The 17,118-nt window shown below is 40.4% G+C and carries 13 protein-coding genes; 7 read left to right on the top strand and 6 right to left on the bottom strand.

The window, feature by feature from the left end:
* Positions 1 to 93: 93 nt before the first annotated feature.
* Together RM049_RS35940 and RM049_RS35945 are read right to left on the bottom strand one after the other, a co-directional pair.
* Positions 94 to 1,848 carry a sodium:solute symporter family transporter gene (locus RM049_RS35940; protein ID WP_322707617.1) on the bottom strand — a complete coding sequence of 585 codons (1,755 nt, stop codon included), beginning with the start codon at positions 1,846 to 1,848 and terminating at the stop codon, positions 94 to 96.
* A gap of 15 nt (positions 1,849 to 1,863) precedes the next feature.
* Positions 1,864 to 2,139, bottom strand: coding sequence for a DUF485 domain-containing protein (locus RM049_RS35945; RefSeq protein ID WP_322673478.1), 276 nt, complete (start codon positions 2,137 to 2,139; stop codon positions 1,864 to 1,866).
* Between the two features lie 785 nt (positions 2,140 to 2,924).
* Between RM049_RS35945 and RM049_RS35950 the strand changes: the two genes are divergently transcribed.
* From RM049_RS35950 to RM049_RS35960, 3 genes are all read left to right on the top strand, one after another.
* Positions 2,925 to 3,533: a site-2 protease family protein gene (locus tag RM049_RS35950; protein WP_322707618.1), complete on the top strand. Its 609-nt coding sequence runs from the start codon at positions 2,925 to 2,927 to the stop codon at positions 3,531 to 3,533.
* Between the two features lie 37 nt (positions 3,534 to 3,570).
* Entirely contained in the window at positions 3,571 to 4,092 is a 522-nt protein-coding gene (locus RM049_RS35955) for a hypothetical protein (RefSeq protein WP_322707619.1), read from the top strand.
* Positions 4,093 to 4,229: 137 nt separating this feature from the next.
* On the top strand, positions 4,230 to 5,876 hold the full coding sequence (locus RM049_RS35960; protein WP_322707620.1) for a PAS domain-containing sensor histidine kinase: 1,647 nt from the start codon (positions 4,230 to 4,232) through the stop codon (positions 5,874 to 5,876).
* Positions 5,877 to 6,011: 135 nt separating this feature from the next.
* Here RM049_RS35960 and RM049_RS35965 read toward each other — a convergent pair whose 3' ends face one another.
* The 4 genes from RM049_RS35965 to RM049_RS35980 all read right to left on the bottom strand — a co-directional run bounded on the left by RM049_RS35965 (position 6,012) and on the right by RM049_RS35980 (position 11,728).
* Positions 6,012 to 7,403, bottom strand: a complete 1,392-nt coding sequence (locus RM049_RS35965; protein ID WP_322707621.1) for a hypothetical protein — start codon at positions 7,401 to 7,403, stop codon at positions 6,012 to 6,014.
* A gap of 404 nt (positions 7,404 to 7,807) precedes the next feature.
* Positions 7,808 to 9,478 carry a phosphatidylglycerol lysyltransferase domain-containing protein gene (locus RM049_RS35970; protein WP_322707622.1) on the bottom strand — a complete coding sequence of 557 codons (1,671 nt, stop codon included), beginning with the start codon at positions 9,476 to 9,478 and terminating at the stop codon, positions 7,808 to 7,810.
* A gap of 93 nt (positions 9,479 to 9,571) precedes the next feature.
* Positions 9,572 to 10,480 carry an alpha/beta hydrolase gene (locus RM049_RS35975; RefSeq protein WP_322707623.1) on the bottom strand — a complete coding sequence of 303 codons (909 nt, stop codon included), beginning with the start codon at positions 10,478 to 10,480 and terminating at the stop codon, positions 9,572 to 9,574.
* Positions 10,481 to 10,753: 273 nt separating this feature from the next.
* Positions 10,754 to 11,728, bottom strand: a complete 975-nt coding sequence (locus tag RM049_RS35980; RefSeq protein WP_322707624.1) for an alpha/beta hydrolase — start codon at positions 11,726 to 11,728, stop codon at positions 10,754 to 10,756.
* 142 nt (positions 11,729 to 11,870) lie between these two features.
* On the opposite strand from RM049_RS35980, the gene RM049_RS35985 reads away from it, so the two are divergent.
* The 4 genes from RM049_RS35985 (at position 11,871) to RM049_RS36000 (ending at position 16,980) form a co-directional block, all read left to right on the top strand.
* Positions 11,871 to 12,803, top strand: coding sequence for a lysylphosphatidylglycerol synthase domain-containing protein (locus RM049_RS35985; RefSeq protein WP_322707625.1), 933 nt, complete (start codon positions 11,871 to 11,873; stop codon positions 12,801 to 12,803).
* Positions 12,804 to 13,361: 558 nt separating this feature from the next.
* Positions 13,362 to 13,751, top strand: a complete 390-nt coding sequence (locus tag RM049_RS35990) for a Tudor-knot domain-containing protein (protein WP_322707626.1) — start codon at positions 13,362 to 13,364, stop codon at positions 13,749 to 13,751.
* A 301-nt stretch (positions 13,752 to 14,052) separates the two neighbouring features.
* Positions 14,053 to 14,427 (top strand): hypothetical protein, encoded by a 375-nt coding sequence (locus RM049_RS35995; protein WP_322707627.1) that lies wholly within the window; start codon positions 14,053 to 14,055, stop codon positions 14,425 to 14,427.
* Between the two features lie 60 nt (positions 14,428 to 14,487).
* Complete coding sequence (locus RM049_RS36000) at positions 14,488 to 16,980, top strand: tetratricopeptide repeat protein (RefSeq protein WP_322707628.1); 2,493 nt, start codon at positions 14,488 to 14,490, stop codon at positions 16,978 to 16,980.
* Positions 16,981 to 17,118: the final 138 nt, after the last annotated feature.

Here is a 17,118-nt window from a genome sequence, read left to right on the forward strand (position 1 = left end):
TTTTCCTTTTTTCTTGTCTACCTTGTCTCTTCCCCATGCCCAATGCCCAATGCCCAATGCCCAATCACAAATGACAAATGACAAATGACAAAATCACATCCCAGAACCAATGTGAATGCGATCTTCAACTTCCGCAAATTTTTCCTGTGCCTGTTGTTCAGTACTCAATAGTGAAACGACGATCGCCACAATAAACGCCAGTGGGATACTGATTAATCCAGGGTTTTTTAGGGGAAAAGGTGCAGAAGCGTGCTTGAGAATCGTTACTTGAATAGTAGGTGATAAATAAATCAGCACTAAAGAGGAGACAGTACCTACTAACATACTTGCAACTGCACCATTAGTAGTAAAGCGCCGCCAAAGCATGGATAAGAGTAAGGCTGGGAAGTTTGCACTCGCAGCGATCGCAAATGCTAAACCTACCATATAAGCCACGTTTTGCCCTTTAAACAAGATGCCCAGGAATATTGCCACTAATCCCAAAAGCATTGTTGCACCGCGAGCCACCTTCAGTTGTTCTGACTCGTCAGCATGGCCCGATCGCACCACGTTCACCCACAAATCATGAGACAGTGCAGCCGCACCTGAAAGTGTCAATCCAGCAACAACCGCCAAAATCGTCGCAAAAGAAACAGCAGCAATAAAACCTAAGAAAGCATCACCACCGAGAAATTCTGCCAACATCGGCGCAGCCATATTACCACCAGTACCAATTTGCTTGATGGCATCTTGACCTACTAGCACCATTGCTCCAAAGCCTAGAATAAAGGTAAGGAGATAAAAAACGCCAATAATAGCTGTAGCGTAAGTAACAGAGAGCCGCGCTGCTTTGGCGTCGGGTACTGTGTAGAAACGCATCAGGATGTGGGGTAATCCAGCAGTGCCAAACATTAACGACATCCCCAAGGAGATCGCATCAAAGGGATCGGAAACCAGTTTGCCTGGAGCTAATACACCTGTATACTTTTGGGATGCAGCAGCGAAAAGAGCGATCGGGTTAAAGCCAAATCGTGCCAGTACCAAGATAGCTAGTAAGACAGTTCCGCCAAGTAACAAAATTGCTTTGATAATTTGTACCCAAGTGGTGGCAATCATCCCGCCAAAAATCACATAAGCCATCATCACACAACCGACGATGACCACAGCTAATTCATAATCAAAGCCAAACAATAGTTTGATTAGCTCACCAGCACCTACCATCTGGGCAATTAAGTAAAAGCTGATTACTACCAGCGTTCCAATTGCAGAGGCAATACGTACAGGTTTTTGCTGCAAGCGAAAAGCCACTACATCAGCAAAGGTGTATTTACCTAAGTTACGTAGTGGTTCGGCAATTAGGAACATGACAATCGGCCAGCCCACCAAGAAGCCGATAGAATAAATTAAGCCGTCAAAGCCGTTGAGTGCGACCAGTCCAGCGATACCTAAAAAGCTAGCTGCACTCATAAAGTCTCCTGCTAGGGCCAGCCCATTTTGGAAACCGCTAATCTTACCGCCAGCTGTATAGAACTGTGCCGTATTTTTGGTGAGCTTTGCCGCCCAATAGGTAATGCCTAAAGAACTTACAACAAACAGAAAAAAGAAAGCGATCGCCAACGGGTTAAACTTACCAAGACTGGTAATATCCGCCGCTAGTGGCAGATCGAACCACACACTATTCATGCTTAATTTTGGGTTTGATAATTTGAATTTGGGACTAGAAATTGCTAATAGGTATTGGGTATTGGGCATTGGACATTGGGCATTGGGCATTGGGCATAGCTCAAGAATCAATAGTTTTTCTTCCCCTGCTCCCCTGCTCCCCATGCCCTCTGCCCCATGCCCCATGCCCCCTGCCCCATGCCCCATGCCCCATACCCATTTTCACTTGCGTGTCAGCCTTGCGATTTGGTCGTCGTAACTACTATTTGCCCAACGCACGTAGATAAAAATTAACACCCATGCTGAGACAATTACTAGCGCCCCTAGTAAAATTCCCAAGCTGAGACCAGGAAATACTAATGACCCCAGCAGGGGTTTATTGAACGCGATTAATAGGATAAAGCCAAAGTAAATAAACATCATGGCTCCAGTCAGAATCAAGGATACCCGCCAACGTTCAGCCGCGAGAGCCTGTAGAGCCTTTGTGCGATCGTTCATGTCTTCCTTTAGGTTGAGAAGATTAGGTCAGATTGTCTCATCGAAGTTGATTTATGCGTAATTTTCTTAAAGATTATTAGTAAATCTATTGCTATATCAGGTAATAAAATTAACTTTGCAAACTGATAAGCTAAAACACATCTAATTTGCAGATGAAAATTTTCTCAGTATCTTGTGTGGTGGGTCGAAAAGCCCGCCCTGATTATGCAACTTGAATACTGATTAGCTTATATAGGACTCATATTTGATTGCGTGAAAAAAACTCAGTACAGCTTTATTCCTTCTTCCCAGTCCCCAGTCCCCATTACCCCTTATCCCCAGAGGGGGCCCCACCATCCCCAGTCCCTAGTCCCTACGATTAATTCAGAAATCAAATCAGATTGCTATATCAAAATAATAAGACAATAGCGGCTCTATTTTGACTCAAAGAAACATGAAACTATAGATGCAGTTAGACACAAATCAAGCTGAACTATTCAGTGATTTGTGATTTCTTAAAGAATGTACTATTTTATACTAAATAATTCAAAAATTACTTAATTTTTTAAATTTTTATATACTAAAAAATAAAATAAATACGTACTTACTCCCAGGTTTTAAAATCCTTAAAGTGTTATGAAATGCTTTTTTTAAGCTATCAAATCAATTGAGATTAATAAAAGTAGTAAATTTTAATTTATAAAATATACCAAAAATCACAGTAGTAAACTAAGTACAAATTTAATAAAATTTATACTAAAAGCTTGTTATTACACAGATGGGGCATTACCAAAATTTACTAACGTATGTTTATCCAAACACTTATCACAGAGCCGATTCATTTCTTCAGAATAGTTGTAATTGTCATATTCTCCATCACTTTACATGAACTCGCTCATGGCTGGGCTGCGATGAGTCAGGGAGATAATACTCCACAACAAACTGGTCATCTGACGCTGAATCCTGTAGTTCACATGGGTAAGGAATCAATCATCTTTCTCTGTCTCATGGGTATAGCTTGGGGACAAATGCCCGTCAACCCATCTAAATTTCGCTCTGGGAAGCTAGGCAATATTTTGGTATCAGCAGCAGGCCCATTGTCGAATCTAGCTTTAGGCATTCTATTTATTGTGATGCTTAAAATTCTTGCTAATTTGAGTCTTTCAGGACTATTCAGTGCTGAATTTCTTTACCTAGCAGCTCGGATAAACTTGACGTTGTTTCTGTTTAATCTGTTACCAATTCCACCACTCGACGGCTTTCATGTCTTCAGTGAGATTTTTCCTCAGCTAAAGCCACTGGAATATACCCAATTCGGACTTTTTGCCATGATGGTTCTATTTATAGTTCCGGGTTTTGGGATCGGACTTGGTAGGATTGCTGATTTATTTATCCGGTCAGGATTGGGGATGTAAACAGCAAATATTTAGACAAAGGCAAAGGAAAATTTAAATGAAAATCAAGCAAAAAGTTGTGGTTGCTGCTACTAGTATTGCCTTGAGTATTGCTGCTGTGCTTTTACCATCTGGAGAATCAATGGCGAGTACATTATCTGTAGGTCAATATAGTAATCAATGGCATTCTGGAAATAATTATTTAGTCAAATATCCTCACGAAATAAGTCCACAATTAATGGTTGTGCAACCAGGGATATTTAACTCCGTGTTAGGAAATTTTGTAATTGAAAAAGGTAATTTTATAACCTGTTTGGATCGGGAGCGATCGCCATTTACCTCTTCCATTGAATTATTAATTATTGGAAGTTTTGGCTCTGTGGGAATTGCAGGTTATTCTTCCTTCGTAGAGCGCTATTTTCAAATCATTAATAAAGATTTAAAAATTATTTACTACAGTATTATTTTGTTATTGTCTTTACAGATTATAGGTAGTGTTATTGTTTTGATGTCTTCACCCACAAGTTCAATTTCTTCTGTAATTAGTCCAAGCTCTACCTGTATTTTAGGGAATCCCTAATAAATGGTGCTTATATTTACAGTCTTTTAAAAGAATACTGAAAAATATTGGATAGTGATTACTTCAGTAATCCTAACATTGAAGTTAGTGGATATGCTTAGTTACCTTAAAGACACAACTTGAGTGGCAAGATTACTGTGTTTGATCTGGAAGACTTTTTTAACCTTTCATCTGATCTATTTTGTATCATCGGACAAGATGGTTTTTACCAACAAGTTAATCCAGCATGGGAACAAGTATTGGGATGGAAACCGGAAAACTTAATCGGGCATTTGTGGCTGGGATTAGTGCATCCAGATGATATCACAATCAGTCACTTGCCAACGGAACCACAGCAACAGTTGCAGTGGGACAGCCGTTATCTTCATAAAGATGGTAGTTATCGGTGGTTGTGTTGGAGTTTATCAACTTCTCAAAAGGGACTAATTTATGCAGTAGGTAAAGACATTAGTCAACAACTGCGGCGAATAGAAGCGCTGCAAACCGAACGGGAAAGCCTTTATAACCTACTCAATCAGTTACCAGCTTTTCTCTATCTGCAACCCAAGGATTACGGGGTGGGATTTTATAACCAACGCTTCCGTGAGGTATTTGGAGACCCTACAGGGAAACGTTGTTACGAGGCGATCGCCGGATTAAAACAACCTTGTCCTGAATGTCCTACCTTTCGTGTTTTTGACAGTAACGCTCCGCAACTCTGGGAATGGGTGGATAGTAAAACAGATCGCGTATATCAGATTTACGATTATCCATTCAAGGATATGAATGGTGAGCCGATGGTTGTGGAAATGGGTTTAGATATTACTGCTGTCAAAAAAGCTGAGTCTGCTTTGCGACAAAGGGAGCAGGAATTAACTCAAAAAAATCAACAACTTCAAGAAACCCTTGAACAATTACAAAAAACCCAAGCACAACTAATTCAAACAGAAAAAATGTCTTCTTTGGGACAATTAGTTGCGGGTGTAGCTCACGAAATTAATAATCCCATTAGCTTTATCAATGGCAATATCACTCATGCTAAAGAATACATCCAACAATTGCTAGAAATACTGCAACTTTACCAAAAAGAATATCCTCATCCAACACCATTGATTCAGGAAGAAATAGAAGCGATCGAGTTAGATTTTCTGATTGAAGACCTACAAAAATTAATAAATTCTATGCAAATCGGCAGCGATCGCATTCGCAACATTGTACTGTCGTTACGGAATTTCTCACGACTGGATGAAGCAGAAATGAAAGCAGTGGATGTTCATAGTGGTATTGATAGTACGCTAATGATTCTGCAAAACCGCCTCAAAGGCAAGCCTGACAGTTGCGAAATCAAAATTATTAAAAAGTATAGTCAACTCCCTCTAATAGAGTGTTACGCCGGTCAACTTAACCAGGTGTTTATGAATATTATTACTAACGCGATCGATGCTTTGGAAGAGTTATATGTCAATAACCAGGAGTCAAGTTGTAATCCAAAAATCACTATTCGCACTGAGTTACTCAACTCAGATTGGGTTGCTATTGAAATTGCGGACAATGGAGTGGGAATGTCCCAAGAAATTCAACAACGTCTATTCGATCCCTTCTTTACAACTAAAGTAGTAGGTAAAGGAACTGGTTTAGGGATGTCAATTAGTTATCAAATTGTCACAAAAAAACATCAGGGTCAACTGCGATGTATTTCATCTCTAGGAGAAGGAGCAACATTTATAATTGAGATTCCTATTCGACAAAATAAATCTATACAGCCAAATTTCCTGCTTGACAATAAAGAAGTGCAAAAATGCTAAAAATCTTTAATCTTTTGGGATTTTCTATGAAGTTTTTCCAGCAGTTATCAATTAGATTCATAATACATATTTGTAGTGACACAACTATTTGTGCCACTACTGTGTAATCAGCAAAAATTATAATTGCTATATAATCTAATTATCTGTACTGGCAGAAAGAACTTTACTGTAATATTCTGTTTTAGTATAGATACTGATAATACTATCACCAACTGCAAAAAAACTGCCTTCTTGCTCATTTTTAGAAAATTGCAAATTTGGGTATTTCGCAGCAGCTTCATCATAAGTCATGGCTTTGGCTTGCATTTGTTCTGGCAATAGTCCAGTACAACCAATGTAAAATACTAAGGGAGATATTTTATCTTGGTAGATATTTTCTGCATATTGTTCTAACTTTTTATTTGCCACCGTTAAAGCTGCAACCATTTCTTCTTTGCCGATCTGCTTACCAGTTTGTTTATCCTCTAATAACTGCGCTAAACTATCAGCACCAACTTTCTTAAGAATACCTTCAACAATGCCATTTTGCTCAAGCCCAAGAAAATCATCAAAAATTGGTTTCATCAATTCGTCAACTTTTGTAATCTTGGTACGTGATGATAATAACCTGTGCCTAACAGCGAGATTTTCATTAAATACCATCTCAAAACTCGGATTCATGATAATTTCTCCGGTTTCTTTGTCATAAAGGCGATACATTCTATTGAGAAACTTGTTAGCAGAAGGGAACTTACTCAGATTCAGAATATCTTGACTGCCAATATCGATTTTATAGCTCAATTTTGAGTCAATAGTCCCATCGACTAAAGCTTGCTTGATATCAGTATATTCGTTGGTTGTAGGAAAATTGATGTAAGTATTCTTAGACAGATAGTGCTTTTTAAACTCATCTAACTGCGTCTCGATAAATACATCTGACTCATTTTTCAAGTGAGCGCACATAATACTATTCAGTACTTTAATTTCTGCGAGTTCATTGAATAGTCCATCAATACTGCTGTAACTACTATTAGCAGCTACAAGTGGCAAATTATCTAACTGAATCGTATATTCTGCCCAAAAGTCAAATTCTTCTGCGTCTAGTATGCCTTTTTGTTTGAGTAAATCAAAGACTTTTTTACTGCTAATTTTGACTTGTAATGACTTTACGTTTATTTTACCGTCACTTACAATCGTGTAATTATTAAAAGCGTTGAGGTCATTTACTAACAAGCCTGCTACTTCAATAGTAGGAGTTTGGTCTTCAAATTTTGCAAGTTTAACTCTACGCTTGATAAGCATATTGATAGTAGCAGCGTTGCGACTCAACTGAAACTCGCCCATGTCAACGTACTCAGCATTATCTATATATTCTGTTGTTAACCAAGGTTGTAACAGTTCTCCATTTTCGTTTCTAATGCCTCTAATACGTTTAATACCTGTTCTTTGATAATCTTCTTGTAAGTGCTTGATATTGATGATAATGTTATTGCAGTATTGTCCAAAAATTTGGATTAATTCTACTAGAGAAATTTTATTGTCGCTCATATTCTCACCTTGCGAATAAGGTCAATAATCTTTTATAACAAGGTTATTGAAGTTTATTAATATTCCAAAATAAACTGTTCTTACCGTGTGAAATTTAATGGTAAGTTTGTGGATGATTGAGGGTTTAAGTTTAAACGCAGAGGGGAGGCAGCGCGTTGCGGGGGTTCCCACGGCAGTCGCTCATGGGGGAAACCCCCAAGACCTCGCTGCCTCCCCGTTGTAGCGACTGCCGTCGCGCAGAGTATAGCGCAGAGGAACGCAAAGTAAGTTTTGAGTCTATTCGCTAGGAATTTAGGCAACGCGAAGAACAGCCTTGCCTTGAATTATAGTACAATTGTATCATACAAAGGACAAGCTGTGTAGGCGTAGCCGCTGCTAGATATTGCTTTGTTTTGAGTCTAGATTTAGGCTCCGGGTTTGAAATAATCGAAGAGGCGATCGCCTGAATCTGCACGAATCAATGCTACAACTACATCTGGTAAGGCAGCTAAACTGGGGTAAACTAAGTAACGCGGTTCCCAACGGGGACGGAACTTATCTTTGTAGGCGTGGAGTCCCTTGAAGTTGTAGAAACGATTCAAATGCTCGTAAAGATAGCGCAATACTTTCTCCAAGCGGCGCGATTCTGGGTTGTCTCCAACTCCAGCAAGTGCAGAAAGACCGAAATTAAAGCTGTCGTAGCCATTCTCTTTAAAATGCTGGAGCAGGGAAATAAATAGAAAGTCCATTGTGCCATTTTCAAGAGATGAGCGATGTCGCATCATGTCAATAGTCGCTTCGTTGAGTTGGTACTCGCGGATAATGTTGGCAAAGGCGCTGATGTTACCTTCAGGATTATGCACCACAGCAATCTCGCACTCTCGCAGGTAAGCTTCGTCAAACCAACCCAAAGAAAATTGTTTTTCTGAACCTTGTACCATTTTCAACCATTCATCACTCACAGATTTGAGCCGATGCAATAAATCATTGGCGATGGGTGGTTGGTAAAAGTCGATTTGGTATCCTAGCTTAGTTAAACGACTGATTGATGGTCTAAAGTTTTTACCGGCTTTACCTTGTAAGGTAAAACTTTTTAAGTCAACGATCGCTTCTTCTCCAATCTTAAGTACTTTAAACCCTAACGATTTGTAAAGTTCAACATCATCGGGCATAGTTTGGTAAAAGCCAGGATACCAGTCATTACGCTGACAAAACTGTTGGAAAGCAATAATTGTCTCTTTGCGGTCTTCAATGGGGCCGATGGGATCTCCTAAGGCGATCGCACCCCGTCCTTTGGGAACATAAGCAATTACACTATTACCCGAAGGACTGAAATAATAACTTTTATCATTTAAGAGAGTGAGCGCTGCTAAAGAAGAACATCCATATTGCTCGACAATTTCTTTAACTCTTCTTCGCTCATTTGTAGTTGTTAGATTTCGCCAAAACACAGGTTGCAACAGCATTACCATTGCATAAGTAATAGTACCTGCGGCAATAATATAGATAGAATTAGCAAAAAATTCTCCAAATCGACTCTTTGGTTGCAGCCCCCAATTATCCTCGGTGAAGAACATCGCCAAAGTCTGAACTATCGCTTCCCGCCAATTAAAATTCTCTGAAAATTTGCCGTCTAACAAGTAAAATCCAATAGTTCCGTATGCCAGGGTAAATAATAAAGCGCCTATCAGCACTCTGACTCCCCGTGCAATGGAAGGACGGTCTGATTGCGCCGTGAAATAATAGCGCATCAAGATTAATTGCAGCAGCAAAACTCCAGAGAGTAGGCTTTCTTCATAGTCCAGTCCTTTTAGCAAATGGCTGAAAATGGAAATTATTAATAAACCAATGGTAAGTAACCAGGCTATTCTTTTACGGCGTAATAAATTAGTAGCAAGTGTTAATAAAATAAACCCAGTCAATGCTGCAAATATATGACCGCTGGCACGAATTTCAAATGGTAAAAATTCATTTAACCAGTGAGTCCGCCCATACAGGTTAGGTGTCACTGCTGATAATAAATTTACTACTCCGACTAAACCTGTTAGGAAAGCTGCACTCCAAAGTCCAATCTGAGTTTTTAAATTATTTGTCATTTGTCATTTGTCATTGGTCACTTGTACTGAGCGAAGCCGAAGTATTGGTCATTGGTCATTTGTCATTTGTCATTTGTTATGGCGTTAAAACTCTTAACTCTTAACTCCTAATTGTTTAAACTGTTCTCCGACATAGGAGAGTGAATCTTTAAGATGTTTGTGGAAGTAGTTCCAGCCTACATTAGCACCAGACAAACCATGACCGCCAGGAAATGCATAAAATACGTGAGCAATGCCTAATTTATTTAAGGTTTCGTTAAAGGCTTTGGTAGAGGCTAACAAATTAGGATCGTTCACACCCGCATCTAGGTAAAAACGCAATCGCTTCCTATCTTTAACTGGTAGCTGTTGCACAATTTGTTGAGGACTATTTTGTGAACCGCTGTCATCAGTAAAGTAACCGCTATGGCTAAACAAAATCTGAAAGTTGTTGAGATAGCGTAATCCAATATTAAATGCACCCCATCCTCCAGAAGATAAACCTCCTAGTGCCCAAAATTGGGGTTCTTCCAAAGTGCGGTAGCGCGACTTGACAACTTGTACTAATTCTGAACCAATCAAAGTCCCCATTTTGCCATTCGGCCCATCAAAGTAATCGGGGTCGTATAAAGGACTAGAACCGCGATTATCATTACCATCAGGTGTAATCACAATCGATGGCGGTAATTTTCCACTTTGATAAAGTTCATGCAATACATCTAAAAGTGCGTATTTATCAGCATAGGCACGAGCGTCATCATGACCACCGTGTAGTAAGAATATCACAGGGTAGCGCTTTTGGGGATTTTTGCTATAACTAGGGGGCAAAATCACGCCGTAGTTACGGACTGCACCCATCGCTTGGGAGTTGAAGGTTGCTAATTGAAACTTTAGCCCAGTATTTGCCTCTTTTTTGGGTGGGTCTAGTTGTGGCGCACCTAAGATGAATACATAATAATAACCAACGCTAGTGAGGAGTGCGATCGCTCCTACTAAGCCAATTAAAAATTTAGAAATCTTCATATTTTTTATATTCTTTTAACTTAAAAAAATTACCTCCATTAGAACTTACTATAATGAACATTTTCAAAATAGCAGTATAATTTTGAAAATGTGGTTTTCAAGTATTAAATGGTTGGTAAAATAGTATTATTTATTATACTAATAATCTCTCAAGTTGAAATTGATGGGGAAGCAAGTTCGTAGTAAGGACTTTAGTCCTTAATTTTCCAAGCACTAAAGTGCTTACTACAAACTTTTCATTACTAGCTTAGACCTTGTCTTATGGATTTTTAATTATTTTGACCATTTTTTATGATTAATACTTAAAGTTTTATCAGCCATATTTGCTGTTTCTGAAGCTCGAAATTGTTCGCCGACAAATGTCAATGAATCTGCTAAATGCTTCCGCCAGTATTGCCAAGTGTGACTGCCAGGAAACTGACGAAATGAATTATAAATTTTAAGTTGATTTAGTACTTTCCTAAATTGCTCGGCTTCCTTGAGTTCATCAATATCTGATGTACCCGAATCCAGGTAGATTTTTAATTTTTTTTGAGCTTGTATAGGAATGGTTTTGATATAAAATATTGGGCTATTCGCCGGGCCACTTTTATCTTGAAAATAACCACTATGACTAAATAAAATCGAGAAACGATCCAGGTTGTGTAATCCGACATTTATTGCTCCCCAACCACCAGAAGATAAACCACCTATCGCCCAAAAAGCTGGATTATTTATTGTCCGATAACGGCTTTGCACAACTTTTACTAACTCATCGCCCACGGCTGTAGAGACTTTACCATTAGGGCCATCGATATATTCTGGATCTCGGTACGGACTAGAGCCACGTTTGTCGTTGCCATCTGGTGTAATGATGATGCTGGGTGGCAACTTACCTGTAGTATAAAGTTGTTCTACAGTCTTGAGAGCTTGTCCCTTATTCTGAATAAACCAATCACTGGGATTACCATGTCCACCGTGGAGGAGAAAGATTACAGGATACCTTTGTTTTGGGTTTTGCTCATAGCCAGGAGGTAAAGAAACGCCATAAGTGCGACTTGCACCCATTGCTTGACTATCGTAGGTTTCAATTTTATAGGTTAGGGGAGTTTCTGAGTTGCTAGTATTGCGCTGGGTTGGAACAACAGAAGGCGTTGTTTGTAAATTCTGCTGTTGCGGTGGTTTTGCGACGACACTTTGGTAAAAATTACAGCTAACTAGAGTTAATACTGAAAATAGCAAGAGAGTTTTAGATTGTTTGTAGTTCATCTTTGAAGGGAATTGAGCATGGGGTAGTCGTTGCTTGTTTTCAAAATCTTATGCAAGTGATATGTCAACGCTGTGTCAACAGAATGGAAACTTTACGACTGGTTGTAAATTAAAAGTCAAGGTTAGGATAAGTTTCTTCACTATGCTTAAAAACCTGCAACTCAATTTCAGTTCTTTGTTTGGCTTGTTGCTGCTGGTGCTTTCCCTGTTGGCGATCGCTAACGAATTACGTGAGTATAATTATCGTGATATCCTCAACTCTCTAGCTGCTATTCCCAAAAGTCGCGTAAGTTGGGCAATTTGGCTGACAGCTTTGGGTTATCTAGTGATGATTGGGTACGATATCTTAGGTTTTAACTACATTAATCGTTCTTTAAGTTGGAATAAGATAGCTTTCACTAACTTTATTAGCTCTGCATTTAGTAATACCATCGGTTTTGCTTTGCTGACTGGCAGTGCTATCCGTTATCGATTTTATGCTAGTTGGGGAGTGTCAGCAGTAGCGATCGCTCAAGTAATTGCTTTCGCCAATTTTACTTTTTGGTTGGGAATGTTTGCTGTTGCAGGTTTATTATTTATCATCAATCCTTTGAAGGTTCCCACTCAATTACATTTACCTTTTGCTACTGTGCGTCCCATCGGTGTAATTTTTCTGCTATTAGTTGCAGTTTACTTACTAGGAAGTATTTTTATCAAACAACCATTAATCATTCGTAGACATGAATTTCGATTTCCTTCTTTGAAAATATCTCTGGCTCAAATAGCAATTTCTAGTTTTGACTGGATTCTGGCGGCAGCAGTTCTTTATGCTTTACTTCCTAGTAATATATCTTTGTCATATTTAGACTTTTTGGGAATTTATTTACTAGCGATGTTTGCAGGTATGGTTAGTAATGTTCCCGGTGGTTTGGGAGTATTTGAAACTATAATTTTGCTGATTCTCTCTTCAAAAGTTTCGGCGGCGGCAGTTTTGGGTTCAATGTTAGCTTATCGGGGAGTTTATTATTTCTTACCTTTGCTAATAGCAGCAGGCTTGCTCGGACTTTATGAAATGAGATTTAGAAAGGGGAATTAAAAAATAGAACTCTTGCATGAATCACAGATAAGAACGACACCCCGCCAACGCTATGTTTTGTGTCCTCTCCCCAAAGTATCGGTGACGATGTACACACAAGTTATCGAATCACTACCAGTTCTCGAATTACCCCACCCTAACCCTCCCCTTATAAAGGGGAGGGAACTAAATTTCTTTTTTCCCCCCTTTATAAGGGGGGATTAAGGGGGGTAATTCGACTTGTGCGTACACTGTAGCCGATGTTTTGGAGAGGGGATTAAGAGGTGAGGTGTTAGGGAATTTTGCAAGATATCTAATGAATAACGTGTGGAGTTCAGCTTTGGTATAAGCACTACTATACATTGATACCAAATTCGTAAAATCAGTAACTACCGTTATTTTTAAATGCGGAATCCTGCGGTGCTATCTTCACATTCGGCAGTATAAATTCATAATTTTTGCTGAGGCGATCGCTAAACAAATCCCACAAAAATAGTAACAGTTAGTTGCAAGTTTTGAAGTAGATTTCCAGAAATCAGCATCAAAATTTGGTTTTACTATTTGAGGATAGAAATAATCATGAAAAATCAAGTATTGTTTGGCGCTATATTCATAGCAACTTGGGTAGGAACATTAATTCCCAGTGCTTTTGCTGCTTCACCCTGTTCTGTAGGACAAAAAGCTGAAGTTCTTTGGAAGGAAAAATGGTATCCAGCAACGGTACTTCAGGTTAATGATGAGAAGTGCTATATTACCTACGATGGTTATGATAGTTCCTGGGATGAATGGGTTGGCACTGCACGCTTTCGGGCATCATTTCAAGCTGGCGATGCAGTGAGAATTTTGTGGAAAGGAAAATGGTATCCAGGGCAGGTTTTAGAAGTTAGCAACGATCTTTATAAAATTACTTATGATGGCTACGATAGCTCTTGGGATGAGTGGGTTGAACCTGCAAGAGTAAGCAGATAGAGAATATTTCAGTTTTATAAGTTTAAAGGGGCGATTTCACCTGTTGAAGTCGTCCCTTAAAATTTAAAAGGGTGATTATAAACCACAGCTACTCACCCCTAAAAGATTGGTTTGGCGTTGCTTTCCCGCCCGGAAATAAATTTCGGGCTAATAGCTCAAGTCCGTTGAAACGGACTGAAATCAGAGTAATCAGAAATGATGGGTTAGACCTTTTATTAATTCGCCAACAGTCTCATTTCATTCGCCCTAGCTCTGTTAAACTGAGAATCATAAGTGAAATCTCGTATACTTTGGCAAACTTATGGAGCCAGTATCACTGACAGCAGGTGCGATCGCAACTTTGGTAATCATCAAAGCCTTTGAGAAAACTGGGGAAATCATCGGCGAAAAGGCTTGGAACGAAGGCGAAAAGTTGTTAGTTCTGCTGAAACGCAAGGAACCTAGTACGGCGAAGGTTATCGAACAGGCTAAAACGCAACCTTTAGATTATGGTCAAGCTTATCTTATTGGGCAGCAGGTAGAGGAAGCAGCAAAGAAAGATCCTGAAATTGCTCAAGCTGTGGAAGCATTGGCTAAAGAAGCTCAACCGCAATTGACTCAAACTATTGAAAACTATAAAGGGATAATTATTAAAGGCGGAACTAATACTGTTTCTGGCAATACCTTTAACTTCTGACTACAGTCGCCCGAACGGGAACGGGTAAAGTTAAATCGCCCTACTGAAATACCGCAAAATTTGCCCCTGAGTGGGGTGGTGGAATTTGTCGGACGTGAAGAAGAATTGCAAAACCTCCACCAACTTTTGCAGGATAATAAACAAGTTGCGATCGCAGCTATTGCTGGTATGGGTGGAGTTGGTAAAACAGAACTCGCCCTCCAATATGCTATCAAACGCCGCGAAATATATAACGGTGGGCTTTGCTGGTTGCAACCAAAAACTGGGAATGTGGGCATTCAAGTTGTGCAGTTTGCCAGAACGCAGCTTGATTTAAAGCCGCCAGAAGATTTTGATATAGTCGCTCAAGTGCAATATTGTTGGCGGCGTTGGCGTGAGGGTGATGTGCTGCTAGTGCTGGATGATATCAGCGACTACGAGCAAGTCAAGCCTTACTTACAGTCGCTACCTTCTCGGTTTAAAGTGTTGATGACTACGCGCCAAAACTTGGGACGCATCGCACAGTTATCTTTGGATGTGCTGCAACCAGAGGCGGCGCTGGAGTTATTGAAGTCTTTACTCAAGGAAACACCAGAGCGAATTGAAAAAGAATTAGCTTTAGCAAATCAGTTGTGTGAGTGGCTGGGATATTTACCTTTGGGTGTGGAATTAGTGGGGCGCTATCTGGTGCGGAAACAGGATTTATCTTTAGCAGAAATGTTGCGGCGGTTGGAGAACAAGCGATTAGATGAGCGTTCTCTCTCTAAATCTAAGTTGGAAGCCGACATGACAGCACAACGAGGTGTGTTAGCAGCCTTTGAGTTGAGTTGGCAGGAATTAGAGGACGACGATAAACAATTGGGCTGTTTATTGAGTTTATTTGCTGCCGCACCCATACCTTGGAAGTTGGTAGAACAGTGTTTACCAGAAGAAGATGCCGAAGATTTAGAAGAAATTAGAGACGATAGCTTGCTGAATCTACATTTACTCCAACGCAAAGGTGAGGGAATCTATCAATTACATCCTCTACTGCGGGAGTTTTTTCAATATAAGTTTACAGGTTTAGCACAAGGAGAGGAATTAAAGCGATCGCTTTGTTGGGTAATGGTAGCAGTTGCCAAAGATATTCCTGAAGACGCTACCCTTAAGCAAATTACTGCTGTCTCCCCTACCATTCCTCATATAGCTGAAGTAGCGAATCATCTCATTCAATACGTCAGCGATGATGATTTACTTTGGCCTTTTGAGGGCAACGCTAGATTTTATAATGCTCAAGGTTTATATAACCAAGCTTTACCCTGGTTGGAACAATGTCTAGAAGTCACTAAAAAACGCTTTGCAGAAGAACATCCAGATATCGCCCAAAGCCTCAACAACCTAGCGGAGCTCTACGTCTTTCAAGGCAGATACAGCGAAGCCGAACCCCTTTACATCCAAGCTTTAGCACTCAGGCGTCAACTGCTGGGTGAAGAACATCCAGATATCGCCCAAAGCCTCAACAACCTAGCGGAGCTTTACGTCTTTCAAGGCAGATACAGCGAAGCCGAACCCCTTTACATCCAAGCTTTAGCACTCAGGCGTCAACTGCTGGGTGAAGAACATCCAGATATCGCCCAAAGCCTCAACAACCTAGGGTATCTCTACGACTTTCAAGGCAGATACAGCGAAGCCGAACCCCTTTACATCCAAGCTTTGGCACTCTTGCGTCAACTGCTGGGTGAAGAACATCCACATCTCGCCTCTAACCTCAACAACTTAGGGCATCTCTACAACTCCCAAGGCAGATACAGCGAAGCCGAACCCCTTTACATCCAAGCTTTAGCACTCAGGCGTCAACTGCTGGGTGAAGAACATCCAGATGTTGCTACTAGCCTCAACAACCTAGGGTATGTCTACTACTCCCAAGGCAGATACAGCGAAGCCGAACCCCTTTACATCCAAGCTTTGGCACTCAGGCGTCAACTGCTGGGTGAAGAACATCCAGATATCGCCCAAAGCCTCAACAACCTAGCGTGTCTCTACGACTCCCAAGGCAGATATAGCGAAGCCGAACCACTTTACATCCAAGCTTTGGCACTCAGGCGTCAACTGCTGGGAGATGAACATCCTAATGTTGCACTTAACCTCAACAATCTAGCGTATTTCTACTACTCCCAAGGCAGATACAGCCAAGCCGAACCCATTTACATTCAAGCTTTGGCACTCTGGCGCAAGCTGCTGGGTGAAGAACATCCAGATGTCGCCATTAGTCTCAACAACCTAGCGTTACTCTACTACTCCCAAGGCAGATACAGCGAAGCCGAACCCCTTAACATCCAAGCTTTGGCACTTAGGCGTAAACTGCTGGGTGAAGAACATCCAGATTTTGCCATTACTCTCAACAATCTGGCAAAACTCTACTACTTACAAGGACGTTACACTAAAGCTGAACCGTTGTATTTGCAAGCTTTGGAGATTTTTGAGCAACGATTAGGGGTAGATCATCCCTCGACTATGAAGTGTTGTGAGAATTTGGCAAATCTTCGCGTAGGCGTAGCCCGCCGCAGGCATCGCCTCCCTCCAAATCCAGAATAAGCTAGTTTTGTGCAAAGCGTACCGTGATAAAACTGAAAAGTGCGATCGCTTTAACTCGGACTTTCCTGTTCTGAACTCTGAGGTAGAATGAGGCTCCTCAATCTACGCCAGTTTTAGTTTTTAGCCTTAACCCAAGCG

Origin of the sequence: Nostoc sp. DedQUE04 (assembly GCF_034530995.1) — a bacterium.
Lineage (GTDB): Bacteria > Cyanobacteriota > Cyanobacteriia > Cyanobacteriales > Nostocaceae > Nostoc.